The 26389-nt window shown below is 34.6% G+C and carries 26 protein-coding genes and 2 riboswitches; of the genes, 20 read left to right on the plus strand and 6 right to left on the minus strand.

Going from position 1 to position 26389, the window contains the following annotated elements; all coding sequences use genetic code 11:
* The first annotated feature begins 69 nt into the window (after positions 1–69).
* Positions 70–648, plus strand: a complete 579-nt coding sequence (locus BC6307_RS09115; RefSeq protein WP_066421953.1) for a DUF2087 domain-containing protein — start codon at positions 70–72, stop codon at positions 646–648.
* A gap of 59 nt (positions 649–707) precedes the next feature.
* On the opposite strand, the gene mtnA is transcribed toward BC6307_RS09115, so the two are convergent.
* A complete protein-coding gene (mtnA, locus tag BC6307_RS09120; protein ID WP_066421956.1) occupies positions 708–1754 on the minus strand; it encodes an S-methyl-5-thioribose-1-phosphate isomerase in 1047 nt (348 codons plus the stop codon).
* A 12-nt stretch (positions 1755–1766) separates the two neighbouring features.
* On the minus strand, positions 1767–2954 hold the full coding sequence (gene mtnK / locus BC6307_RS09125) for an S-methyl-5-thioribose kinase (RefSeq protein ID WP_066421959.1): 1188 nt from the start codon (positions 2952–2954) through the stop codon (positions 1767–1769).
* Between the two features lie 101 nt (positions 2955–3055).
* Positions 3056–3212: riboswitch (SAM riboswitch) on the minus strand.
* An 817-nt stretch (positions 3213–4029) separates the two neighbouring features.
* On the opposite strand from mtnK, the gene cspD reads away from it, so the two are divergent.
* Positions 4030–4227 carry a cold-shock protein CspD gene (gene cspD, locus BC6307_RS09130; protein WP_066412518.1) on the plus strand — a complete coding sequence of 66 codons (198 nt, stop codon included), beginning with the start codon at positions 4030–4032 and terminating at the stop codon, positions 4225–4227.
* A 305-nt stretch (positions 4228–4532) separates the two neighbouring features.
* Here the strand turns inward: cspD and BC6307_RS09135 are convergent, their stop codons facing one another.
* A complete protein-coding gene (locus tag BC6307_RS09135; protein ID WP_066412522.1) occupies positions 4533–5318 on the minus strand; it encodes a carbon-nitrogen family hydrolase in 786 nt (261 codons plus the stop codon).
* Positions 5319–5494: 176 nt separating this feature from the next.
* Here BC6307_RS09135 and BC6307_RS09140 point away from each other — a divergent pair, with 176 nt between their 5' ends.
* From BC6307_RS09140 to cbpA, 6 genes are all read left to right on the plus strand, one after another.
* Positions 5495–6670, plus strand: a complete 1176-nt coding sequence (locus BC6307_RS09140) for a pyridoxal phosphate-dependent aminotransferase (RefSeq protein ID WP_066412524.1) — start codon at positions 5495–5497, stop codon at positions 6668–6670.
* Between the two features lie 87 nt (positions 6671–6757).
* A riboswitch (SAM riboswitch) is annotated at positions 6758–6863 on the plus strand.
* A 110-nt stretch (positions 6864–6973) separates the two neighbouring features.
* On the plus strand, positions 6974–8203 hold the full coding sequence (gene mtnW / locus BC6307_RS09145) for a 2,3-diketo-5-methylthiopentyl-1-phosphate enolase (protein WP_066412525.1): 1230 nt from the start codon (positions 6974–6976) through the stop codon (positions 8201–8203).
* A 1-nt stretch (position 8204) separates the two neighbouring features.
* Positions 8205–8876: a 2-hydroxy-3-keto-5-methylthiopentenyl-1-phosphate phosphatase gene (locus tag BC6307_RS09150; protein WP_066412527.1), complete on the plus strand. Its 672-nt coding sequence runs from the start codon at positions 8205–8207 to the stop codon at positions 8874–8876.
* Positions 8873–9520 (plus strand): methylthioribulose 1-phosphate dehydratase, encoded by a 648-nt coding sequence (locus BC6307_RS09155; protein WP_066412530.1) that lies wholly within the window; start codon positions 8873–8875, stop codon positions 9518–9520. The genes BC6307_RS09150 and BC6307_RS09155 overlap by 4 nt, the downstream gene beginning before the upstream one ends.
* A 42-nt stretch (positions 9521–9562) precedes the next feature.
* Positions 9563–10099 carry a 1,2-dihydroxy-3-keto-5-methylthiopentene dioxygenase gene (locus BC6307_RS09160; RefSeq protein WP_066412533.1) on the plus strand — a complete coding sequence of 179 codons (537 nt, stop codon included), beginning with the start codon at positions 9563–9565 and terminating at the stop codon, positions 10097–10099.
* 419 nt (positions 10100–10518) lie between these two features.
* Positions 10519–11154: a cyclic di-AMP binding protein CbpA gene (gene cbpA, locus BC6307_RS09165; protein WP_066412536.1), complete on the plus strand. Its 636-nt coding sequence runs from the start codon at positions 10519–10521 to the stop codon at positions 11152–11154.
* A gap of 49 nt (positions 11155–11203) precedes the next feature.
* Here the strand turns inward: cbpA and BC6307_RS09170 are convergent, their stop codons facing one another.
* Positions 11204–11980 carry a divergent polysaccharide deacetylase family protein gene (locus BC6307_RS09170; RefSeq protein ID WP_066412539.1) on the minus strand — a complete coding sequence of 259 codons (777 nt, stop codon included), beginning with the start codon at positions 11978–11980 and terminating at the stop codon, positions 11204–11206.
* Positions 11981–12187: 207 nt separating this feature from the next.
* Here BC6307_RS09170 and BC6307_RS09175 point away from each other — a divergent pair, with 207 nt between their 5' ends.
* Positions 12188–12388 (plus strand): aspartyl-phosphate phosphatase Spo0E family protein, encoded by a 201-nt coding sequence (locus tag BC6307_RS09175; RefSeq protein WP_235858059.1) that lies wholly within the window; start codon positions 12188–12190, stop codon positions 12386–12388.
* Positions 12389–12411: 23 nt separating this feature from the next.
* On the opposite strand, the gene BC6307_RS09180 is transcribed toward BC6307_RS09175, so the two are convergent.
* A complete protein-coding gene (locus tag BC6307_RS09180; protein WP_066412542.1) occupies positions 12412–13143 on the minus strand; it encodes a ZIP family metal transporter in 732 nt (243 codons plus the stop codon).
* A gap of 359 nt (positions 13144–13502) precedes the next feature.
* Between BC6307_RS09180 and BC6307_RS09185 the strand changes: the two genes are divergently transcribed.
* From BC6307_RS09185 to BC6307_RS09235, 11 genes are all read left to right on the plus strand, one after another.
* Complete coding sequence (locus tag BC6307_RS09185; protein ID WP_066412545.1) at positions 13503–14459, plus strand: phosphate/phosphite/phosphonate ABC transporter substrate-binding protein; 957 nt, start codon at positions 13503–13505, stop codon at positions 14457–14459.
* A 283-nt stretch (positions 14460–14742) separates the two neighbouring features.
* Complete coding sequence (phnC, locus tag BC6307_RS09190; protein ID WP_066412548.1) at positions 14743–15513, plus strand: phosphonate ABC transporter ATP-binding protein; 771 nt, start codon at positions 14743–14745, stop codon at positions 15511–15513.
* Positions 15513–16325 (plus strand): phosphonate ABC transporter, permease protein PhnE, encoded by an 813-nt coding sequence (gene phnE / locus BC6307_RS09195; protein WP_066412554.1) that lies wholly within the window; start codon positions 15513–15515, stop codon positions 16323–16325. Before phnC ends, phnE (BC6307_RS09195) begins: the two co-directional genes overlap by 1 nt.
* Entirely contained in the window at positions 16325–17125 is an 801-nt protein-coding gene (phnE, locus tag BC6307_RS09200; RefSeq protein WP_066412556.1) for a phosphonate ABC transporter, permease protein PhnE, read from the plus strand. The genes phnE (BC6307_RS09195) and phnE (BC6307_RS09200) overlap by 1 nt, the downstream gene beginning before the upstream one ends.
* A gap of 92 nt (positions 17126–17217) precedes the next feature.
* Positions 17218–18789 carry a bifunctional metallophosphatase/5'-nucleotidase gene (locus BC6307_RS09205; protein ID WP_066412558.1) on the plus strand — a complete coding sequence of 524 codons (1572 nt, stop codon included), beginning with the start codon at positions 17218–17220 and terminating at the stop codon, positions 18787–18789.
* A 98-nt stretch (positions 18790–18887) separates the two neighbouring features.
* On the plus strand, positions 18888–19343 hold the full coding sequence (locus tag BC6307_RS09210; protein ID WP_066412561.1) for a MarR family winged helix-turn-helix transcriptional regulator: 456 nt from the start codon (positions 18888–18890) through the stop codon (positions 19341–19343).
* Between the two features lie 110 nt (positions 19344–19453).
* Positions 19454–21148 (plus strand): M3 family oligoendopeptidase, encoded by a 1695-nt coding sequence (locus BC6307_RS09215; RefSeq protein ID WP_066412563.1) that lies wholly within the window; start codon positions 19454–19456, stop codon positions 21146–21148.
* Between the two features lie 210 nt (positions 21149–21358).
* Positions 21359–22876: a UDP-N-acetylmuramoyl-L-alanyl-D-glutamate--2,6-diaminopimelate ligase gene (locus BC6307_RS09220; protein ID WP_066412566.1), complete on the plus strand. Its 1518-nt coding sequence runs from the start codon at positions 21359–21361 to the stop codon at positions 22874–22876.
* Between the two features lie 41 nt (positions 22877–22917).
* Positions 22918–23784, plus strand: coding sequence for a polysaccharide deacetylase family protein (locus BC6307_RS09225; RefSeq protein ID WP_066412568.1), 867 nt, complete (start codon positions 22918–22920; stop codon positions 23782–23784).
* Between the two features lie 54 nt (positions 23785–23838).
* Complete coding sequence (locus BC6307_RS09230) at positions 23839–24705, plus strand: hypothetical protein (RefSeq protein ID WP_066412571.1); 867 nt, start codon at positions 23839–23841, stop codon at positions 24703–24705.
* Between the two features lie 164 nt (positions 24706–24869).
* Entirely contained in the window at positions 24870–25898 is a 1029-nt protein-coding gene (locus BC6307_RS09235) for a YkvI family membrane protein (RefSeq protein WP_157076596.1), read from the plus strand.
* Between the two features lie 62 nt (positions 25899–25960).
* On the opposite strand, the gene BC6307_RS09240 is transcribed toward BC6307_RS09235, so the two are convergent.
* Positions 25961–26362 carry a hypothetical protein gene (locus BC6307_RS09240; protein ID WP_066412576.1) on the minus strand — a complete coding sequence of 134 codons (402 nt, stop codon included), beginning with the start codon at positions 26360–26362 and terminating at the stop codon, positions 25961–25963.
* Positions 26363–26389: the final 27 nt, after the last annotated feature.

The raw sequence follows: 26389 nt of genomic DNA on the forward strand, positions 1-26389 counted from the left end.
GTTGAAAAAACCATCTAATTAGATTATTATCTAATTAGATGGTTTTCTAATTAGTGGAGGTTTTGAAAGATGCAATTAAATAAAATGGTTAACTTTTATAAGGCGTTAGGGGATAAAACGCGAATTAAACTGCTCATCCTTTTAGCCGCGGAGGAACCTTTATCAGGCCAACAATTAGCGGAGAAGCTTGGTGTTACACCTCCAACGATATCTCACCATATGAATAAGCTAAAAGAAGTTAGTGCAATAAAAGAGAAGCGAGAGAAAAATACGATTTATTATTATTTAAATGAAAAAGATTTAAAGTTTTTTAATGAATCTATTTTAAAAGTAATGGATCGAGCGAAAAAGGGGATGGATGTAATGGGAAAACAAAAAGAAGATATTATTAAAAATTTTTTATTGCCTGATGGCAGATTAAAAACAATTCCTGCTCAACGAAAGAAAAGATTAATGATTTTTGAGCATATGTTAGAAGGAGTAACACTAGGGAAGAAATATACAGAACAAGAGATTAATGAGTATATTAAAAAATATCATGAAGACTACGCTACAATAAGACGCGAATTTATTAACAATCACTATATGTATAGAGAAAACGGTATTTATGAGCTAAATCCAAAAGAAATGTGGGCTAAGATAGAATAAGGGAATCAAGCTTTTAAGAATAATAAGAGACGTTTGGTAAATCACCAAACGTCTAAACTTTACTGAAATAACTTAACTATTTCTTCTTTTAAATCTCCTAGTATAACTCCTTTTTCCGTAATAATTGCTGTAATATATTCATTCGGTGTTACATCAAAGGCTGGATTAAAAACAGAAACTCCGTCTGGAGCAACTTTCACGCCAGCAATTGTCGTAACCTCTGTTTCACTTCGTTCCTCAATTGGAATTTCAGCTCCAGTTTTTAATGATATATCGAAAGTTGATAAAGGTGCAGCGACGTAAAAAGGAATGTTGAAATGTTTCGCTAAAATGGCCAAACCTAATGTACCGATTTTATTAGCTGTATCTCCGTTTGCAGTTATACGGTCGGCACCAACGATAATAGCAGAAACTTGCTTAGCTATAATCGTATGGGCAGCCATATTATCGGTTATTAACGTCACATCCACACCAGCTTGTTGTAACTCCCATGTTGTTAATCTAGCACCTTGTAAAACTGGTCTAGTTTCACATGCAAAAACAGAAAGTGGAAAATCCTTTTCTTTTGCAAGGTAAAAGGGAGCTAAAGCAGTTCCGTATCGAGCCGTTGCGATAGAACCAGCATTACAAATGGTCATAACTTTATCGCCTTTTTGAAGTAAAGAGAGGGCGTTATCGCCAATTTGGTGGCAAACCGCTTCATCTTCCACTTGAATTTGTATCGCTTCGTGAACTATATTGGTTTTTGCTTCGTTTACAGATTTGCTATCATGTAAAACATTTGTTAATCTTTCTAACGCCCAAAATAGGTTCACGGCTGTCGGGCGAGAACTCGCTAAATAAGCTATATCTTTAATGAAAAGATCTTTAAATTCATCCATAGACTCTACATTATATTGTTTAGTGGAAAGGGCTAACCCATATGCCGCTGCAATCCCAATCGCAGGCGCACCTCTAACTTTTAACGTAACGATTGCATCCCATACATCTTCAATCGTCTTTAATTGTACATAAACAGTTTCGTTCGGTAGCTTCTGCTGGTCTAATAGTTTTATATACGTATCTTTCCATTCGACAGAAATGGGAATGTTTCTTACAGTTGTCATTATATCTACTCCTTATTGTTGTACATGTTGTAAGCTAACTTGGATGAAATCTTCAACAGAGTGAATATTGGCTCTATTCAAAATAAAATATTTGCCAAGTTGCAGAGCTTTTGTTTTCGCTTTTAATCGTGTTTCTATGGAAGGGATGTTATCTAAATCGGCTACGTGAGCAAGGCCAATGGTACGACGAATTAATTCACAACCGGCATATCCAATTGTGTCTTCCAATATTGATTGAAAAACGTAGGACAAATATCCTTCAGTTTTCGTAAAATATTCAACACTGTCTAAAGTCCATTGTTTTGTAAATTCAGTCGTAAAAACGTCCCAAGTCTTATTTATATGATCAAATAATACACCTTGCTTTTGTGGCTCTCTACTAAGGGCATTTACGATAAGGTTAGCAAAAAATTGACCAACATCGAACCCAATAGGACCGAAAAAAGCAAACTCTGGATCAATCACTTTCGTTTCATTATTACTAGCAAAAATACTACCTGTGTGAAGATCCCCGTGTAGTAGAGCTTCACCATTTGTTAAAAATGAATATTTCAACTTTGCTACTTCAAGTTTAAGAGAAGAATCGTTCCAAATCTCGGATACGACAGGTAATAATTCACGCTCGAAATTATTCGTTTCACTATCATAAAATGGATCTGTAAACACTAAATCCTCTGTAATTTTACATAGTTCTGGGTTAGCGAATTGTTGCTGTAAAAGTTTTTTCTTTTGTTGATTTAAGCCGAAATCAGAAGTGTAAAATAGCGTTTTGGCTAAAAACTGTCCGATATGCTCTGATAGTAAAGGATAGTCTTCACCATTCATTAGGCCTTTTCTACTTATCGTTAAATGCGAAAGATCTTCCATAACAGTAATCGCTAAATGTTCATCCGTATAATAAACTGTTGGAACGAGCGAAGGAACGTGTTTGGCAGCTTCTTTTAATGAGTTACTTTCAATTTGAGCACGCTTTAAAGTAAGTGGCCAACTTTCCCCTACGACTTTTGCATAAGGCAATGCCTGCTTTATAATTACACCTTTGTTATTTTCGTCTGTAAGGTGGAAGACTAAGTTTAAGTTGCCGTCACCTATTTCTTTACAGTTTATGCTAGTGCTATTTTCAAAGAAATGTAGTTTAATTGCTAGTTCGATTGCAGTAGTTTCTGTTAATGGTTCGTACGTTTTAGTTAATGTTGTCATTGTTTAACCCTCCATAAAAAGTGTGTAGGAGGCTTTCGTTAAAAAAATAACAAAAGCCTCTTTCCATATTGAAAGAGGCTTGAAGGTTCGATTCTTCGCACCTCTTATCTGCCAGAAAGTAATTTCTGCTGGATTTAGCACCGTGCCTTACGAAGCAAAAGCTTCGGCGTTCTATTAGAACGCCTTGTCTCACGACAATATTACGGTCGGTTGCTGGGTTTCATCGGGCCAATTCCCTCCACCTGCTCTTGATAAGAGATTCGTAGTAGTTAATACTACGTTCGTATGTATTTTTGTAAAATATCACTTGGTGAGAATCATAACTTGTAAAAGTAATAATTGTCAAGAAAATTTTTAAAAATAATGAAGTGTTTGTTATTTTCTTTGCTCTTCAAAGATGAATTTAGCACATTAGCCCCACTCAGACGGTTTAAAATAATAAATGTTACTGTTATCGGAGCGAGAATGCTAATTTACATCAGATTTTAAGCGCAAATTGTCAACTTTCAAAAGTAAAAGACGGTTCTCTATGCAAGATGGATGAATTTTTTTACGTGCAATTTAGAAAGTGTGCATGACGACTGATTTTACTTAACAGCACTCGGAAATTACTTAACAACAATTCGAAATTACTTAACAGCACTCGGAAATTACTTAACAACAATTCGAAATTACATAACAGCACTCGGAAATTACTTAACAACTATTCGAAATTACTTAACAGCACTCGGAAATTACTTAACAACAATTCGAAATTACTTAACAGCACTCGAAAATTACTTAGCAACTACCCGAAATTACTTAACAGCAATGAGAAATTACATACAACTGTTCGAATATTTAACAGCAACCGAAAATTACTTGACAACTGCCCGAATTTATTTTTCTACTAGGTAAAATCGTTTGTATGTCTTGAACTTTTTCAATATTCCTGTTATTATAAAGTTATTATTTTTGTTCGTGAAAATAATGTGGAAAGTCAGAAATAATAGCAATTTCGTCTGGAAGTGTTTTGTGAACGAGCAAGAATAGTAATAAATTTTTACGTGGGTTAACCCGCAAGGAGGAACAAAAAATGTTACAAGGTAAAGTAAAATGGTTTAACGCAGAAAAAGGTTTCGGTTTCATCGAAGTTGAAGGTCAAGACGACGTATTCGTTCACTTCTCTGCTATCCAAGGCGAAGGTTTCAAATCTTTAGAAGAAGGTCAAGAAGTTACTTTCGAAATCGTTGAAGGTGCTCGTGGACCTCAAGCTGCTAACGTTCAAAAATAATAATGCTAGCCAAATAATAAAAGGACTCCAATTTTGGAGTCCTTTTTAAGTTAATAAATATGTAACATAATAGGAACCATAAAGAATATAAACAGGAGGATTTTTCCACCGTGTTAGTAAAAGCAGTGGAAGGGGAGGGAACGCTCAACATACTCTCGTGAAAATCAAATGACTGAACGCGAAGAGAAACGAACTAACATACTACTAGCCTATTTTCAGAATTGCCCCAAAGGTTTTTTAAAAATGTATACTATAAAAATAAAAAAGCATTGCAACAATAACGCTACAATGCTTTTAACATAGTATTAATAATAACTAGGTTTCCGATCTTCGAATATCGGTATTTGCTTCCGAACCTTCTCCACTTTTTCTAAATCAATGTCACTAACAACGATTGCTTCGTCTTCCAAACCTTCCGCTAAAACTTCCCCCCATGGGTCGATAATCATTGAATGGCCAGCAAATACGTTATTAGGGTCCTTCCCAACACGGTTAGCTGCAACTACATAGCATTGATTTTCAATAGCTCTAGCAATTAATAAAGCTCTCCAATGCTCGAGCCGTGATAATGGCCATTCCGCAACGACGAAAACCACTTTTGCGCCTCCCGTTGTATGGGTACGAATCCACTCAGGAAAGCGAATATCGTAACAAATAACTCCAGCGCAAGTTTCCCCATCTAGTTGAAATAATCCATCATTTTTTCCTGGTTGTAAGTATAGATGCTCATACATTAACTGAAACAAATGTAGCTTACTATATTCACCTACAATATCGCCTTCGTCGTTTACAGTGTACATGGTGTTATATGTACCTTTAGATGTATTTTTAGCAACGGAACCACCGACAATATGAACATTATGTTTTTTTGCTAACATTTGAAGTGTTTTTTTAGTAGTGTCACCGTTATTGTCACCAATTTCGTCTAACCGGGTTAAATCGTACCCTGTCGTCCATAACTCTGGTAATACGATAATTTTAGGGCTATATTTCTGTACAGTTTCCATAATCAATTTTTCTACTTTTTTAACATTTTCTTGCGGTGAACCGAACGTTATATCAAACTGAATACAAGCTACTTTCCATGACATATAAAAGTCCCCCTTTATTAGCCTTCGTCGTTTTCTGCTACCTGCATCTAATTTACAATTTATTATTCATTGTGTATAGCCCATTACAGAAAATTTCAAAAAACTCTTTACATTTTGCTTTTAACATTATATGATTTGTCACTAGTATTTCAACATTTTTTTAAGAAGGTGTACAAATGAAAAACTTTAAACAATCAAAATTGTTACAAACGTTACCGAAACAATTTTTTGCATCCCTTGTTGAAAAGAGCGGAAAAGTAGTTGCATTAGGTCATGATGTCATTAACTTAGGACAAGGAAATCCGGATCAGCCAACACCGCAACATATTGTACAATCGATGCAAAATGCGGTATTGAAACCACAACATCATAAATATGCCCCATTTCGAGGCCATGATTTTTTAAAAGAGGCGGTTGCAGCATTTTATAAACGAGAATACGATGTAGTGTTAGATCCAGCAACAGAAATAGCTGTTCTTTTTGGCGGAAAAGCTGGATTAGTAGAGCTGCCCGTTTGTTTGCTTAATGAAGGTGACACCGTTTTAGTCCCTGATCCAGGCTATCCAGATTATTTGTCTGGAGTTGCGCTAGCAAAGGCAAACATGGAAGTAATGCCACTTGAAGAGAAAAATAATTTTCTACCAAACTATCAAAATATCTCAGAATCTGTGCTGAAAGATGCAAAGTTAATGTTTTTAAACTATCCGAATAATCCTACAGGTGCTATGGCAACAGCTGCTTTTTTTGAAGAAACAGTAGAGCTAGCAAATAAAAATAATATTTGTGTCGTTCATGATTTTGCATATGGCGCTATCGGCTTTGAGGGGAATCGTCCAATTAGTTTTCTACAAACTGCTGGTGCTAAAAATGTTGGCGTAGAAATATATACCTTATCAAAAACATATAATATGGCAGGGTGGAGAGTCGGTTTTACCGTTGGGAATGCTAGTGTAATTGAAGCGATCAATTTACTTCAAGACCATCTATATGTGAGCCTTTTTAGTAGTATACAAGAAGCTGCTGCAACTGCGCTTTTAGACTCTCAACATTGTGTAGATGAATTAGTGGAAATGTATGAGGAGAGACGTAACGTTCTCGTAAACGGATTGAAAGAAATTGGTTGGGACGTTAATGCCCCACAAGGATCCTTTTTCGCATGGTTAAAAGTCCCTAATGGCTATACTTCTGAAAGCTTTTCTGATTACTTATTAGAAAATGCTCATATTGTCGTTGCACCAGGAATTGGCTTTGGATCATACGGTGAAGGTTATGTGAGAGTAGGGCTGTTAACAAGTACAGAAAGATTACAAGAAGCGGTTGATCGAATTAAAAAATTGCAATTATTTTCTTAATCACTGTTGACAAAAAAGATTACCAATGTCATAATCTCAACTAGATTTTCTATTTTTGTAATAGTAAAAAAATGAATATATTACGTTTTCTTATCAAGAGCAGGTGGAGGGACTAGCCCGATGAAACCCGGCAACCGACTTATTTTTAAGCACGGTGCTAAATCTTGCAGCTTTTTTAGCTGGGAGATAAGAGGATGTTAGGATACCTAACCTCTTCTTATTGGAAGAGGTTTTTATTTTGTATTTAATTCATTTTAAAGAGGTACAACAGCACAGTAATTTTTACAAAAGGGTGTGGAATAGATGAGTGAAGTAATTGCTACATACTTAGTTCATGATGCGAAAGGGAATCTAGAAAGAAAAGCGGAAGGAATTGCACTTGGACTCACAGTTGGTTCTTGGACAGATTTACCAAAAGTAGACCAGGATCAGTTAAAAAAACATAAAGGTCGAGTAGTACATGTTGAATATCTGCCAGAGGACGAAAAGGTTAACAGATATTTCGGTGAGAAGAGAACAAAAGGACTTATCAAAATTGCTTATCCATCACTTAATTTTTCTAATGACATTCCTGCCATTATCACTACAGTTTTTGGGAAGCTTTCTCTTGATGGAGAAATTAAATTACTTGATTTACAGTTTAGTGATGAACTAAAAAGAAGTTTTCCAGGACCGAAATTTGGTATTCAAGGTATTCGAGAAAAAACAGGTGTGTGGGAGCGTCCGTTTGTAATGAGTATTTTTAAAGGAGTATTAGGGCGTGATCTCGCCTTTTTACGAGACCAATTAAAAGAGCAAGCGTTAGGCGGAGTGGATTTTGTAAAAGACGATGAAATATTATTTGAAAATGAATTAACACCGTTTGAAAATAGAATAATTGCCGGTAAGGAAGTACTTCAAAATGTGTACGAACAAACAGGGCACCGTACGCTTTACGCGGTGAACATTACTGGTAGAACATATGAGTTAAGGGATAAGGCGAAAAGAGCGGTAGAACTTGGAGCTGACATGTTATTATTTAACGTTTTCTCCTATGGACTAGATTGTTTACAAAGTCTCGCAGAAGATAAAGATATCAAAATACCAATAATGGCCCATCCTGCATTTAGTGGTGCTTTAACACCTTCACCAGTTTACGGGGTTTCGTATGAGCTATTATTAGGTAAATTACTACGATATGCTGGGGCAGATTTTTCCCTTTTCCCTTCTCCTTATGGAAGTGTAGCGCTAAAAAAAGAGGCAACAATAAAAGTTGCAAAAGAGTTAACGAAAGAGGATCTTGTAAAAGCAAGCTTACCTGTCCCATCTGCTGGTATTCATCCTGGTTTAGTGCCGTTATTAATAAATGATTTTGGTCAAGAGTCAGTTATTAATGCTGGAGGCGGAGTACATGGGCACCCTGATGGAGCCGCTGGTGGTGCTAAAGCATTCCGTCAAGCTGTAGACGCCGTACTGGAAGGGAAAACGTTAGGAGAGGCAGCTGCAGAAAAAGAGGAATTACAGAAAGCATTACAGCTTTGGGGTGAAAAATAAGATGACAACTTTAAAAAGACAACCTGTTATTTTTTGTGATTTTGATGGAACTGTAACGAAGTCAGATAACATTATTGCAGCGATGAAGCAATTTGCACCTGATGAATGGGTTTCATTAAAGGATCAAGTGTTATCTCAACAAATTAGTATACAAGATGGAGTAGGGGAAATGTTTGCTTTACTTTCATCCAGTAAGAGGGAAGAGATTACTAACTTTATTGTGCAACAAGCGGAAATACGCGAAGGGTTCGACCGCTTCATTGCTTACGTAAAAGAGCAAGAGATCCCACTATATATTGTTTCTGGTGGAATCGACTTTTTCGTCAAGCCGTTATTAAAAGGACGGATTGAAGAGGAATATATCTATTGCAATAGAGCTGATTTTTCAAACGAGAATATTACTATAACTTGGCCACATAGTTGTGATGAACAATGTGATAACGATTGCGGCTGCTGCAAACCTTCCATCATTCGAAAAATTGCAAACGATACTTCATACAAAGTGGTTATTGGTGACTCCATCACGGATCTACAAGCAGCTAAATTAGCAGATAAAGTGATTGCGAGAGATTTTTTAATAGAAAAATGCGAAGAAAATAAACTCGCTTATGAATCGTTCGAAACGTTCGATGATGTCATTTCCATACTACAACGACTGGAGGTTACGGTATGAGTCGTTATTTGCAAAAGTGGAATGAACTAGCGGATGTAAAGGATGAGTTTGCCGAAAGAGATTGGTTTCCAGGAACAAGTGGAAATTTGTCTATTAAAGTTTCAACAAACCCTCTAACATTTTTCGTAACAGCAAGTGGAAAGGATAAGCGAAAACGTACAAGCGAGGATTTTTTGCTAGTAGATAAAAAAGGCGCACCCGCTGAAGAAACAAAATTAAAACCTTCAGCTGAAACGCAATTGCATGTTGAAGTTTATAACAGAACTAATGCAGGAGCGGTATTTCACGTTCATACGATTGATAATAACGTTATATCGGAAATTTATAAAGAAGAAGGAAAAATAACGTTTAAAAGGCAAGAAATAATTAAAGCTTTAGGTTATTGGGAAGAGGATGCGGAGGTTTCTATTCCAATTATAAAAAATGATGCACATATTCCTACCCTTTCTCAACAGTTCTCTAAATACATTCATGGAGACAAAGGAGCGGTCCTTATATTAAACCATGGAATCACCGTATGGGGAGAAACGGCTTTTGAAGCAAAAAAATATTTAGAAGCTTGGGAGTTTTTGTTTTCTTACCATCTAAAATTGCTAGCTTTGCAAAATGTTCAAAAACAGTATCCGGTTATGCCAATTGCTTAACTAGAACTGAAAAATATATAAAATTATTGAGGAGGAAATATAATGGCACAAATTCGTTTACATGCAACTAATGAAAGAATTGAAAATGAGGAAAAAGTAGTAGCATTTTTAGAAAAGAATGAAGTAATTTACGAGAAATGGGACATTACAAAATTACCATCTAACTTAAAAGAAAAATATGCACTAACAGATGAGGAAAAAGAAGAAATTTTAGCTGTATTTGGAGAAGAAATTGCTGACATTTCAGAGCGTCGAGGTTATAAATCTAGTGATGTTATTTCTTTGTCTGATTCTACACCAAACTTAGATCAGTTATTAACCAATTTCCAACAGGAACATCATCATACAGATGATGAAGTTCGTTTTATCGTAAGCGGTCACGGGATTTTTGTAATTCAAGATAATGAAGGAAACTTCTTCGATGTTGAATTGCAGCCAGGTGATTTAATTTCAGTACCAGAAAATGTACGACACTACTTTACTTTAATGGAAGATCGTAAAGTAGTTGCTGTTCGCATCTTTGTTACAACAGAAGGTTGGGTTCCAATTTACGAAAAAGAAGAAGTTAATAGTAATTAATTAGAAGTATATACGACTTGTTAATTAGCCTGAAAACCGATTAGGCGAAGCTAGACGTAAAAATTAGCAAAAACGCAAAGGGATCCATACCTTTTGCGTTTTTTTTGTTATGAATCAAAACTTTAGGGAATATATATAAAAGTCCAAGTATTGATGTTGTTGATAGAGTTTAGTAAGCGGTGAGAAATTGAAAATACTGTCAAATAATGTCCATATATAACGTTAAAAAACTGCTTACAACCGTTTAGATTAACTGTATAGTTGGAAGTGTAAGGGAACGAAAGAACATTAAGCTTTACATGCAAATGAATCTATTGTTAGAACATTGTGAATTTTCTTTACGTTTTTCCGCCCTTATGGTATTTTAAAGGTATGAAGTAGAAAATTTTCTATTGGATGAAGCCAAGGGAGTGATAGTGATGAAAGTTCGTTATAATTTTGTTTCTAAATTTGATGTTCAATATTGTGAACCGACTTTTACTGTGAAAGAAGCTTATGAAAAAGTGAAAGAATCTGGATACCGTTGCATACCAGTTTTATCAAATAACGGGCGTAAATTTAGTGGTTTTATTTACAAAGTGCATTTACTAGATTATTTATATGAGCAAAAAGGGAAAGAAAATGATCCTATTACGTCCCTCGTTCAAAATGAAGATGCATTTATTTATGAAGAAGACTCATTCTTTAAAGCGTTCTTCACAATAAAAAGATTACCTTTTATTGCTGTTTTAAATGAAAAGGAAGAATTTCTCGGTATACTTACACATGCAAATGTGATGGATGTGTTGGCTGACTCGTTCGGAATGAAAACTGGCGGTCATACGCTTACAATAGCTACAATTGAACATAAAGGGGCTATTAAAGATTTAGTTACATTGTTAAAAGAAGTGAACATTGACGGTATGCTCACACTAGACAATGGTGAGAAATATTTACGTAGAATTATTGTAAACTTACCTGCGGAATTAACGAAAGCCGAAGTACAAAGGTTAGTAAAGAAAATAGAAGAAAAAGAATTTCGTGTTACACATGTAGATGAAATAGATATAGAATAATCATATGAAAAAAAGGTTGCCAATTATTTGGCAACCTTTTTCGATATATTTAATACGGATTTAATATTTCTTTATCAACTAATAGTTCAGAGAGTGTTACTGTTTCAGCTTTTTTCTTTACCATTGGAATGTACTGCTTTAATACAGAAGCTGTTTTATCCCCAGCAACTCCAACATGCCCAATAGCAATTATTGTTTCTTTTTTGTCGATATCTTTTAACAGTTTGTTTGCTTGTCTTTCGATATGTTGAATACTATATATTTCATCAAAGAAGAGCTCATTTTCTAAATAGGGGACACCAAGTTCAGATGCAACTTCCGCAACGACGCTCTTTCCACTCGTTTTACTATCTAAATAGTATAAACCTCGTTCTTTACAAATAGTTAGTATTATTCTCATAATATGTTCATTTGAAGTTACCTTCGATCCCATATGATTATTGATTCCGACAGCATGAGGAACTGCATCAATCGCATCGTTCACTCTTTTTATTATTTCTTCATCAGAGAGATCTGTTGTAATAGCACCAGGTCCTAACCAGCTTCTTTTACCTTTCACGGGCTCCATTGGCAAATGAAGAATAACTTCGTGACCGAGCTCATGTGCCATAATCGCATCCTCTTCAGTTGTAGGTAAAAATGGCATAACAGCAACTGTTAAATGTACTGGTAAGTTTAATATTTGTTTTGTACCTTTCATGTTATTACCAAAATCATCAATAACAATAGCGACTCGTTTATCTATTTCTTCACCGTTTACAAATTGACTACTTAAAAAAGAGGTAAATAAAAAGCAAATAGTTAGAAGAAACATCTTATATTTCATAACAATTCTCCTGTCGACAAAAAGTGATGTTTGTATATATATCAACAAAAATTTTATTTTTATTGTGTGGACTTTTCGCATAAAGATACAAGATGTACAAAAAAACTTCATAAATATTTTGTCTAATATTGCGATTGTGTTTACTTATGTTGAATTTTTTGTAATAATGCGATAGGAGAGTTTGGGGATGAAAGGGAGAGAGTAAAATTGACTCAGGACAAAAACATGGATTGTTTACTAGTTGAAATAAATAAACAGAGAGAATCCATGATAACTGTTGCTAACAAAACAGGTATAGAAAGTGAACAAACGATAAAATGCAGCCAGCATTTAGATCAATTAATATATGAATACCAAAAGAGACAAGTAAAAGAGAAAAGACAAAAAACTAGCTACTATTTACGATGAAAAACACCGATTTTCAACCGGTGTTAAAAAATTTGAATTAAGAAAATCATAAATAATACTCCAATGATAAACGTATAGGTAGATAACCTTTCGTTTCCATCACCATGACTTTCAGGAATTAACTCCTTGTAAATAATAAACAACATTGCCCCGGCTGCAAAAGCTAAACCGTAAGGAACTAACCATGAAACAGAAGTGGTTAAATAGAATCCTAGAAAAGCCATCGGAATTTCTACAGCGCCAGTTAATGTTGCGACAACTAATGCCTTCCACCTTTGAATACGCTGCTGAATTAAAAACAGTGCTACTAATAGCCCTTCTGGTGCGTTTTGTAATCCAATTGCAAGCGCAATTAAGTTTCCAGTCCCTTCTGAATCTGATGCATAACTAACACCAACAGACAAGCCTTCCGGAATATTGTGTAGCGTAATTGCTGCTATAATTAACATAGCTTTTTGATCGAATTTAATCCCGCTTTTATTATGCTCTAAATCAATATGAGGAATGAATTTTTCAAGTAAATTTAAAACGTAAACACCTAATAAAACCCCAACTATTACTTGAACAATCCCACCGTATTGTAACGCTTCTGGAATTAAGCTCATCATCGCAGCTGCCATCATAATACCAGCAGTAAATGCTAGCATCATATCCCTAGAACGATGAGATATGCTTTTCGGTAATAATAAAATAAGAAGTGCACCAAGCCCAGTTGACAATGCAGCTAAAGTGCTACCTATAAGTGCTTCAATCATGTATTACTTCCTTTCCATCCTTGTTAGGGAAACAATATGAACTTTTTATCTTCTATAAGGAGGCGACTTACTTATATAAATATATTCTAATGTAAAGCGGCTATGCTCATTATATACTTCTCACAGACAAACATAAAGTTGAAGATATTATAGCAAAATAGGAACAAGTAAAAAAACAATTATTATTCGACAAATGTTAACAGTGAGTTATGTAAGCGTTTTTAATTATATATCAATGTAATGGTTAACAATTTATTAAGAAATTGTAAAAAATACGAAAAAAGTGTAGCGTTATTTCGACAATACAGGGTATAATTCTATTTGTGTGAAAAATTAAATTACATAGGGGGAAAAATCACATGAAAAAATTACTAACTGTAATGTTAGTGGCGATTTTAGCAGTTGCTCTAGCTGCATGTGGAACTTCTAACAATGGCAACAACGCTGGAACAAACAATGCAGGCACAAACAATGGTGCTGGTTCTGGGGAAGAAGCGGGTACGGAAAAACCTGATAAACTTATTATGGGATTTGTACCATCTACTGAATCTGACAAAATTGCAGACACGGTTGAGCCTTTAGCTGAAAGATTATCTGAAATTCTTGGTGTTGAAGTCGAAGGATCCGTTATGACAAACTACACAGCTTTAGTTGAAGCGATGGGTAGTGGAAAAGTACATATCGGATTTGTACCAACATTCGCTTACATCCAAGCTAATGAGCGTTATGATATCGAAGTTATTTTAAAATCTATTCGTAACGGTTCATCTTCTTACAAGGCGCAATATTTAGTTCGTGCTGATTCTGGAATCGAATCATTCGCAGATTTAGAAGGTAAAATTTGGGCGTTTGGTGATATTACGTCTACAAGTGGATTTTTATTCCCAGCAGTACAATTAATGCAAGAATTTGATATTGATTCTACAGATGCATTACAACAAGACTTTTTCGCACAAACAGTTGCTGTAGGTTCTCATGACAATGCTGCTTTAACAGTTTTAGATGGAGATGCTGACGTTGCAACAACTTTTGACGATGTTCGAGATGTATTAGAAGCTGACTATCCAGAGGTAAAAGAAGAGCTAGTAGTATTAGGATATACTGATCCTATTCCTAACGATACTATTTCTGTTATTCCTTCTTTAGATCCTGCATTTGTTGAAGAAATCAAACAAGCTTTCTTAAGCTTCAATGATGATGAAGAAATGATTGAAATTATGAATGATGTTTACCGTTGGACTGGTATTGATGAAGCATCTGACGAAGAATATGACATCGTTCGTGACGTTGCAAGACTAACAGGTTACGAAGGTTAATAACTTCTGTTTAGGTAAGGTTGGGGGGAAGCTTGCTTCCTCCTTTTTTCTTGGATTTTTAGAAAGTTCTTTCAATCCAAAAAACTTTAAGCGAGACAATGGCAAACGATTGTATAAATGGTTTAAAGGAAAGTTATTATTGGGCGCCACAATCCAACGGTTCATATACTCACTAAAGATTTTATGTTTAGTAGAACTTTTATGTATCGTTAAGATGATGGCGCTCATTTCATAACTGTTGATGTTCTAATGATATTTCCAACATGGAGGGGTACGTAATAAAATGATAGAGTTTAAAGATATATCACTTGTATATCCGAATGGTACGCAAGGGTTAAAAGACATTAATGTAAAAATCAATGAGGGTGAATTCGTTGTAATTGTCGGATTATCTGGTGCTGGTAAATCTACATTTATTAGAAGTATAAATCGACTCGTTACTCCAACAGATGGAGAGCTTATAGTTGACGGAGAAAATATTTTAACATATAACGGTAGAGACTTAAGAAGGCTTCGTACAAAAATAGGTATGATATTCCAGAACTACAATTTAGTAAAACGTTCTTCTGTTATGAAAAATGTTATCGCAGGAAGATTAGGACACACTGGTACGTTAAGAAGTATCTTTAACTTATATTCCAAAGAAGATATTGGATTAGCGTACGAGAGTTTAAAACGTGTAAACATTGAAGAAAAAATATATAATCGTGCGGATGAACTAAGTGGTGGTCAGCAGCAACGTGTAAGTATTGCACGTGTGTTAACACAAAAGCCGAAATATTTACTAGCGGACGAGCCGGTATCAAGTTTAGACCCTCCGACAGCTCATCAAGTTATGACCTATTTAAAACAAATCAATAAAGAAGACAATATTACAACAATAGTTAACCTCCACTTTATTGATATGGCGATGGAATTTGCGGATCGTATTATCGGTATGAGAGCAGGAGAAGTGGTGTTCGATGGGCCTGCATCAACTGTGACAGAGAAGACGTTCGAAGAGATTTACGGCCGTGCCATTCGTGAGGATGACATGGTGGGAGGTCAAGATTAATGATGAATGAGAAACAAATGAAGGAGAAAGTGCAACCTAAAAGTATTACTTCTCCAGATTTGAAGCGAAAAACAACATTAGTCTTCATCGTTGTAGCTGCTCTATATTTATATAGTACTTACAAAACTGAATCTACATTGCCTGAGTTTATAAAAAGTTTCCCAAGAATGATTGAAATGTTTGGAGGCTTCTTTCCTCCAAATTTAGAATATGTAAGTAGGGTTATTCCGGCATTGGTTGAAACTTTTTACATGGCTATAATAGCTACCACCATCTCAACTTTATTAACAATACCTTTCTGCCTACTTGCGGCAAGAAACATTAATACAAATAAAATTACGAACCAAATTACTAGATTCTTTCTAAATATCATTCGTACAATTCCGGATATTATTTTAGCGGTAGTATTCGTCGGTGTTTTCGGTATTGGGGCATTTCCAGGTATTATAGCGTTAATCTTTTTCTCTTTAGGGATTTTAGCTAAACTATTAAGTGATACGTTAGAAACAATTGATATGCAGCCACTCGATGCGATGCGTGCGTCCGGAGCGAATTCATTACAAACAATATGGTACGGTGTGGTTCCACAAATTTTACCACAGTTTGTATCTTTTTCCCTTTATGTGTTTGAAATAAATATACGTGCATCAGTTGTACTAGGTTTAGTAGGTGCTGGTGGTATCGGTTTATTATTAGACCAACAACTAAAATGGTTCCGCTATGATAATGTTATGATGCTCATTATCGTTATCTTTTTTGTAGTAGTTATTATAGAATATATTAGCTCGAAAATAAGGGAGGCGATTGTATAATGCGCTACGAATTACCTCCTAAAAAGAAAATATCTACAAGTAAGAAATTAAAATACACAACGATTGCAATCGCTATAATTGCAATATTTTTTGTTACATTTACTCAAATTAATATTAACTGGGAACGAATTTTTAGTGACAGGACGATTAATAACTTTTCTCGAGTTATTCCACAATTATTTTCACCAGATTGGTCTACTTTTGGTAAAGTAATGGAGAAAATGGTGGAAACAGTATTTATTGCTTATGCAGGAGCATTAATGGCCTCCATTATAGCTGTACCAATGGCGTTTTTAGCTGCTAGAAATATGTTCCGTTTCCGTATCATTAGTTCGTTAGGTAAATGGCTGTTAGACGCTGTCCGCGCATTCCCTGAACTAGTGTTTGCGATTATTTTCGTTGCAACCGTTGGGCCAGGACCGTTCGCAGGTGTATTAGCCATTGCGATCAACTCAACAGGGATGTTAGGGAAACTTTATTCAGAAGTTATTGAATCAATAGATATGAAAGTGGTAGAGGCGATGGAAGCAAATGGGGCGAATAAAACTCAAGTTTTCTTCTATGGTATTCTTCCTCAAGTAATACCTGAATTTTTATCTTACGCAATTTACCGCTTTGAAGTAGACGTCCGTGCTTCATCTGTTTTAGGTATTGTAGGTGCAGGTGGTATTGGGTTCCTTATTACAATTGCCGTTGCAAATAGAAACTGGGATGAAGTAGGGATGATATTATTAGTAATTATTATCGTCGTAACGATAATTGATTACATTTCTTCCTTCATTCGCAAACGTCTAGTTTAACGAGATACACTATTTCTAATAATAGATAAACGTAGAGAAATTTTTCTCTACGTTTTCTATTATAAAAGAAAAAGCTGAAAGAGGGTGGAGTTTTGGAAGAGTTAAAAATAACAATTTTAGAAACTAGCGATGTACATGGAAACGTACTACCGATAAATTACGGCAATAATGAAGAAGAGAATCTCGGTTTAGCGAAACTAGCTACCGTTATAAAAGACGAGCGAGACCTTTCAAAAAACGTTATTTTAATTGATAATGGAGATTTAATACAAGGTACACCATTTACATATCATTACGTAAAGAAAATGAAAAAAGAACGAAATCCGATGATAGAGATATTAAATAAGTTAAATTATGATGCAGCTATTATTGGGAATCATGAATTTAATTATGGGATGGAAATAATTAATGATGCGGTAGAACAGTCTAACTTTCCTTGGTTAAGTGCAAATATTTTAAATGATGAAACGAATGAGCCCTATTTTGGAAACCCATACGTAATAAAACAAGTGGAAGAAGTAAAAGTAGCAATTTTAGGCGTTACTACACATTATATTCCTAATTGGGAAAACCCAGATCATATTGAGAAATTAAAGTTTGAAAATGCATTTGGAGTTACAAAAAAATGGGTAGAGTGGATTCGCAGGAACGAAAAGCCTGACGTCTTGATTGTTAGCTATCATGGTGGTTTTGAATGTGATTTAAAAACAGGGAAACCAACGGAGACGCTCACTGGTGAAAATGAAGCATACCGTATGTGTAAGGAAATAGAGGGTATTGATCTTTTATTAACAGGGCATCAACATCGTGTGATAGCAGACCAAGTTGGTTCTGTACTTGTATTACAGCCTGGATTTAACGGACAATATCTCGGTAAAGCAGAAGTAACCTTATTTAAAAAAGACAAAAAATGGCAAATACAGTCAAAAAAATGTAGTGTTATTTCTGTTGAGAATACGAATCCTGATATGGAAATTATGAACCTAGCAAAAAAGTATGAAGACGCTGTTCAACAATGGTTAGACCAACCAATTGGTAAAATTAATGGAGATATGCTCGTAACAGATCCATTGAAACTAAGAATGGAAGATAACCCTTTAATTGAATTTATTAATAAAGTTCAAATGTACTATTCAGGAGCATCCATATCTAATACAGCTTTGTTTAATAATACATCACCAGGATTTCCAAAAGATGTTACGATGAGAGATATCGTGTCAAATTACATATATCCAAATACGTTAAAAGTAATTCGTATAACAGGAAAAGATATAAAAGACGCATTAGAACGTTCTGCTTCCTATTTTACTTTTGATGAAAATGGTCAATTAACAGTAAATCCTCAATTTTCTACTCCTAAGCCACAACATTATAATTATGATATGTGGGAAGGGATTGAATACGTAATGGATGTTCGCAAACCTATCGGTGAAAGAGTGGTCGTGCTTCAAAAAGACGGAGAAACCCTCTCATTAACGGATGAATATAATGTTGTAATGAATAATTACCGGGCAGGTGGCGGAGGAGATTATACGATGTTTCAACATAAGGAAGTTGTAAAGGACATTCCTACTGATATGTCAGAGCTAATAGCAAATTATATAATGGAACATAAAACGATTGATACTTTAATAAACAATAATTGGAAAGTAGTGTGGAAATAGTATGAGGTTATGTTTAAATTTTAACAAACAAGTTGACCAATAGTCCTATTTTCTATAAACTTATAATATTAGATACGTTTGAGAAATGGGTGTTTAAAATGAACGAAAGATATGATATCGATCAAAGTTTAAAACTTTTTATCGTTCTTTCAAGAGCTTATCGTACTATTAATGATAAAGCAAATCAGTCTATACAAAGTTTTAATTTAAATCCAACAGAGTTTGCTGTGTTAGAGCTTCTTTATCATAAAGGTGAGCAACCACTTCAGCAAATAGGTGGGAAAATACTTCTAGCAAGTGGAAGTATAACTTACGTTGTTGATAAATTAGAAGGAAAAGGTTTATTAGAACGAAAAGCATGTGAAAGTGATAGAAGAGTAACGTTTGCTCATTTAACAGAAAAAGGGAAAGAATTACTTCATGAAATTTTCCCTCAGCATGAAGAGACGATACACGCTCTATTAGGTGGGTTAACAACAGAAGAAAAAGAAGTTGCAATTTCACTTCTGAAAAAAGTCGGCTATTATGCACAAGACAAAAAAACTGATCTATAAAGGTCAGTTTTTTTATTTGGGAAGAAAAATATATTTTAGCAGGATTTTTTAAAGTCTTTAGCGAAATAGTCGTTTGGGTCAGTTATTACATATAGAAGAGGGGTTAAATTGTGAAGTTCCATGAATATCCATATAATAGACCGAATGTAGGTCAATTAGAAGAAAAGTATGAACTGTTACTAACGGAGTTTTCTGAAGCGAGTACTGTTGCTTTCCAAGAGGAAGCATTAAGGAAAATAAATGAAATTAGAAATGAAATTAGTACACTATCAAGCTTAGTATCCATTCGCCATTCTGTTGATACGAATGATGAATTTTATAGAGAAGAACAAGAATATTTTGATGAAGTTTCTCCTTTATTTCAGGCGCTTGACACGAAGCTGTACGAAGCACTATTAGGATCGAAATTTCGTAATGAACTTGAAGCAAAGTGGGGGAGTCAATTATTTGCTTTAGCTGAATGTGAATTGAAAACGTTCCACCCTTCTATAATAGAAGAATTACAAAAAGAAAATAAGCTTATTACTCAATACAATAAACTGATAGCATCCGCTAAAATTTCGTTTAACGGTGAAGAGAAAACATTAGCACAAATAGATCCATTCATTGAGTCTAGTGACCGTACTATTCGAAAAAGTGCAAGTGAAGCAAAGTTCAATTTCTTTTCTGAAAACCAACAACAGTTGGATCAAATTTTTGATGACTTAGTAAAAGTTCGAACAACAATTGCGAAAAAATTAGGCTTTGAAAACTTTATTGAACTAGGTTATGCAAGAATGATTAGAACAGATTATAATGCGGAAATGGTACGAAATTTTCGTGATCAAGTTAAAGAGTATATCGTGCCATTAGTAGAGCAATTAAAAGAAAAGCAAGGTGAGCGAATCGGAATTTCGGACTTAAAGTTTTATGACGAAAACTTTAAGTTTAAATCAGGAAACGCTACTCCAAAAGGTGACCCAAATTGGATTATCGAAAACGGAAAGAAAATGTATGAAGAGCTTTCACCAGAGACTAATGAATGGTTCCAGTTTATGCTCACACATGATTTGATGGATTTAGTAGCAAAGAAAGGTAAAGAAGCTGGTGGCTATTGTACATTCATTCCACAATATAAGGCACCGTTCATTTTTTCTAATTTTAACGGAACGAGTGGAGATATCGATGTACTAACACATGAAGCTGGACACGCTTTTCAAGTGTACATGAGCCGTGATTTCAAAGTTCCTGAATATAATTGGCCAACGTACGAGGCTTGTGAAATTCACTCTATGAGTATGGAGTTTTTTACGTGGCCATGGATGGATTTATTCTTTAAAGAGGACACTGAAAAATACAAGTATGCTCACTTAAGTGGAGCTGTAAGCTTTCTTCCTTATGGGGTTGCAGTTGATGAATTTCAACATTATATTTACGAAAACTATGATGCAACTCCAGCTGAAAGAAATAAAGCTTGGAGAGAAATGGAGAAAAAATATTTACCTTCCCGGAACTATGATGGGAACACGTATTTAGAAAATGGAGGTTTTTGGCAAAGGCAAGGTCATATTTATGCTTCCCCATTTTATTATATTGATTATACACTTGCGCAAATTTGTGCGCTTCAATTTTGGAAGCGAGCGCAAGAAAACAAAGAAGAAGCGTGGAATGATTATTTAGAACTTTGTAAAAAGGGTGGTAGTCTATCTTTTACGCAATTAGTAAAGGTTGCTAACTTAAAATCCCCGTTTGAAGAAGGGTGTGTACAATCCGTCATTAACGAAATTGAAGCATATTTAAAACAAGTAAATGATAAAGAATTATAAAACATTAGCCAGTCGAGGAATTCGACTGGCTTTTTTTGACTACAATAGAAAAAGACGAATTCTGTTTTCATCACTAACTTTTTGACTTATACAAACCATTTATCATTTTACTAAATTTGAAAGTCGCATAAGACGAACTAGTATAAATCGATTAGTAATGAAGCGATACACGATTAGCTAGTTATTCTAACCATTCTTTCATGAAAGGGTGTGAGAGCAATCCGAACACATAGTTTATTAAGAGCACTTTCAATCCGTAAAATTGTTGGTAGTGTACCAAATTCCGTCGACTCTATTCATTGTGATTCTCGTGAGGTAATAGAAAACTCTCTTTTCGTTTGTATAAAAGGATATACCGTCGATGGTCATTGTTATATAGACGCTGCCATTGAAAAAGGTGCAACCATTATTATAGTAGAAGAAATGCCAGAAGAGGTTGAGGGAAGTGTCTGTTACGTTCAAGTAAATAACAGTGTAAAGGCATTAGCTCACTTAGCTAGCACTTTTTATGGTCATCCATCATCTAAACTTTCTATCATTGGTGTAACTGGAACGAATGGAAAAACGACTGTATCGACTATTATAAATAATATTTTACGTCAAGAAGGATATAAAACAGGACTTTGCGGGACGATTGAAATTGATATTAATGGAAAAAAGCTCCCGAGTAAAAATACAACAAATGATTCATTAACATTACAACGAGTTTTACATGATATGGTTGAAAATGGTGTGACGGATGTTGTGCTTGAAGTTTCATCTCACGGGTTATTACAAGGGAGACTATCAGGAGTGGACTTTCAAACTGGAGTTTTTACAAACTTGACTCGTGATCATTTAGATTATCACGGTACGATGGAGAATTACAAAAATGTAAAAGGGTTGTTGTTTTCACAGTTAGGGCAAGATTTCACGAAACAAAAAATGGCTGTGTTAAATGCAGATGACGAAGCATCTACCTATTATGAGCAAATAACAGGTGCAAATGTTATAACGTATGGAATTAAAAATGATGCAGATTTAAAGGCAAATAATATACAGTACAAAATGGACCACACATTATTTCGGTTAAACACGCCAAACGGTACTTACGACGTTGTTTCGCCGTTAGTTGGAGAGTTTAATGTGTATAATTTATTAGCGGCAATTGCAGCATTATCAGATAAGTTATCTATTCCAACCATAATAAAAAGTATTAAAAATATACATCCACCAATCGGAAGGATGCAGAAATTAGTGGATCAAGATCCATGTACAATTATTGTTGATTATGCACATACGGAAGATGCGATAAAAAAGGTGTTACATCATTTGAAAATGTTCTATAAACGAAAAATTATTTCAGTCATAGGAACGGGTGGTAATCGCGATAAAGGGAAGCGACCAAGAATGGGGGAAGTTGCGACAGAACATTCTGATTATGTTATATTTACTACAAACAATCCTTTAGATGAACCTTTAGATGAGATAACTAACGGTTTAGCAGAAGGAGCAGTTCATGATCAATATGAATGTATTGGAGATAGGAGAATGGCTATTTATCGAGCAGTACAATTGGCAGGAGAAGGAGATGTAGTACTCATTGCTGGTAAAGGACATGATAAATTTCAAATCATCGGGAACAATTCTATTCCATTTTATGATTCAGAAGTTGCAGTAAGCGCATGGGTACAATATCATCAATTGCACAAAAAGTCTTCTTCATCGATCATTACGAAAACTCGATAAAGATATAAATATTCATATTGTCTAGGGGTATAGGGGGATGTATGAAATATTTAAATGTATTACTTTTATTTTGTATACTAATCGTTGGATGTTCCGTTAATAATTTTAATGTGCGAAATCATGCCAATCACATTAAATCTAGCTTTGAGAAAAGTAATCCAGAAGATTATTACAATGTACCAAGTAAACTGGAACTACTCTCACAGTTAGAAAAAGATGCACTTCATAAACAATATAATACTACAAATAACTTTTCCGAAAATGTACTTGGTGTGAAAACAATGCTTCATACAGATGAAAAAGTTATAGCATTAACACTTGATGCGTGTGGCGGTGAGTATGGTAGTGGTTATGATGAAACTTTAATAGACTTTTTAATAGCTGAAAACATTAAGGCTACCATATTTGTAAATGCTAGGTGGATTGATGCGAATATGGAGGAATTTCTTCAGCTGGCAAGTAATCCGTTGTTTACAATTGAAAACCATGGTACAGAACATAAGCCGTTATCTATTCGTTCTAACTACGCTTGGGGTATACAAAGTACAACATCGCAAGAGGAAGTTGTAAATGAAATTATGGGCAACCAAGTAAAAATAACAAAATTGACAGGCTATACACCACGTTATTTTCGCTCGGGTACTGCCTATTATGATGAGGCAAGTGTGAAAATCGCGAATGATTTGAACCTTGAAGTTGTGAATTTTAGTATAAATGGAGATGCTGGTGCAACATTTTCGCGAGAAAGAGTTAAGCAAAGTTTACTCCATTCCACAAATGGTTCAATCGTTATTCTCCATATGAATCAGCCTAGCAGTAATACTGCTGCTGGAGTAAAAGAGGCAATTCCGATACTTATTAGTCAAGGATATGAATTTGTTCATTTATCCGATTATGAATTAAAGTAAATAAAAATACATATTTTTTTTCGTTACGGAAAAAATAGTATGTGGGAGGTTATTATGAGCAATTTCTTTCACATACTATTTGCTGCAGTATTACTTTTTAATATATTCTCATGTCAATCCATTACAAAAGTAATAAAAACCGAGGAAAATATAGAAGATCCAATACTCAGCACACCGTTAACAACACCAATTTTTCCGGAATATAGTTTACAGAACAAACCGGAGATCCATTCCATTGACGAGATGAAACAATATTTAATTCAACAATATAACCTGCCGGAAAAATGGGACAAAAAAATCAAATCGATAAAAACGCGGTTTAGTAAAAATGACCAAGTAATAGCCGTTGTGTTAGAGGACTGTGATTCCTCCAAAAAAGATAAGGAATCTGATAAAGTTTTTTATTTAAAAAATACAAAGGGTACGTTTTTGCCATTACAAGAACAACTTGTTACTGGTAGCGGTATGTACTTTTCTGTACCGAAAACACCTTTAACAACAGTTAAAAAAATGCGTAACAGTGTATCAAAAAAAGAAGATGTAGATTTCATGAATAAAACCGATGAAAAAATGAAAGAAGCGATTGTCCAACAAAAAAAGGCAGAAAAAGTAGTAGAACATTTACCAAAAGACGTAGTAACGGAAGAGAAAACAGAAGAGATATTGCAAAAAAGTGCAAAAGAAAATATCGAAAAAATACATGTTGTAGAAAATATAAAAGCGGAAGCATTTCAAAACCATTTACACGATATCTTTATGCATGCTACAACAGGTACGATGATTATCTTACATATGAGCTACCCTGGTAGTAAAAGTTCAAAAAAAATAAAGATTAAAATACCTGAATTCAAAAGCCGTGGTTTTCGTTTTATTCGTCCAAGTAAGCCGGTAATGTTACTTAGTTTTTTTCGTAAACTTTAATAACAAATAAAAGACAAAGAAAGAGAAGCTACATGAAATTTGTACGCTTTTCTTTTTTGTTAGAGCTTTTAGTTTATGTTTATTAGTCTTTCTATAATGCAACCTACATATAGTAGAATGACAAGCTATTGTAGGTGAGGTGAACGCTTTTGAAAAAGAACTGGATGGAAGCATTTCAAATTGCTGCAGTTTACGTAGGTACCATCGTCGGAGCGGGCTTTGCAACAGGGAAAGAGATTGTCCAGTTTTTTACACAGTACGGTTCTATCGGGTTTATCACTATACTAATCACAGGTTTTTTATTTATTTGGCTAGGCACGAAAATGATGTTAATCGCAAAAGATATCGGTGCAGCATCCTATCAGCAGTTTAACGAATATTTGTTTGGAAAAAAGATTGGACTTATCGTTAATATTTTTATGTTAGTCATTTTAATTTGTGTTGCTGCTGTTATGTTATCTGGAGCAGGGGCAGTATTTTCTGAACAATTAGGTTGGTCATTTCAAATCGGATTAATTTTAACTATTATTTTAGCTCTCATAACAGTTTTTAAAGGAGTTAAAGGACTTGTAAGTGTAAATATTATTGTCGTACCGATTTTAATTATATTTAGTATCGTTATATCGGTTGATGCAGTTGTCGATCATGGATTTTCCTTTATGAAAGGGGAAAATGGGACAAATTCTATTTGGAGGAGTCTCTTTGCTCCAATCTTGTATGGAAGTCTAAATATTGCATTGGCTCAGCCTGTCCTAGTGCCACTTGCCAGAGAGATTAATGATGATTGGGTAATAAAAAGAGGAGGTTTTATTGGTGGGTTATTATTATGTTTTATTTTATTAACTTGTCATATATCGTTATCTTCATTACCTAACTTTACTCAATACGAAATACCGATGGCGGAAGTAGTAAAGGTCTCACTCGTTTCTATGTATGGCTTTTATGTTATTGTCATTTATGGTGAAATTTTTACATCCGTTGTGAGTAATCTATTTGGGATTCAAAAACAATTAGAAACGGTTTTATCCATACCAAAGCATTTTATAACTTTTGCTATTGTATCCATCATTTATATTATTAGCCAAATTGGTTATGCAACATTAATTGAACATTTATACCCGTTTTTTGGCTATTTAAGTTTATTATTATTATTTTTATTAATAATGAAAAAAAGAAGAAAGACACTTTTATAAAGAAGTGTCTTTCTTCGTGTTGTGACGTCTAGCTATGGCGCTTATGCCCTACGCTTTTGTTCTTATCTCACCATAATTGCTACTACAGCTACAAGTGGTATAGCAGCCATTAACACTGTTCCGATCATAAATAGTGTATTAAGCGAGTTTTGTACGTGACTTTCGTGTGAAATGAGTTCGTTTTTCTTTACGAATAAACTAATAAAGTTTACAAGCACGCTTAATATTACGACACCAAGTGGTAAAATCGCATTAACAGTAGAATCCATTAAATACATAAATCCTATTACGATTAAAATTAACGGCACGACCTCGATTAATGCAACAAATATAAATAATCGAGATTGTAAGCTAGCAAGTTTTTCAGGTGTTTCCATTACTTTATCCATCGTAGACCGAACAACAATCGTTATTCCGAAACTAGCAATAACAGCAGCAATGACAAAAAGATAAATCGCATCCATACGTTAGCCCCCTATGTATAAAAATTC

The organism is Sutcliffiella cohnii (genome assembly GCF_002250055.1).
In the GTDB taxonomy this organism is placed as follows: Bacteria; Bacillota; Bacilli; order Bacillales; family Bacillaceae_I; genus Sutcliffiella; species Sutcliffiella cohnii.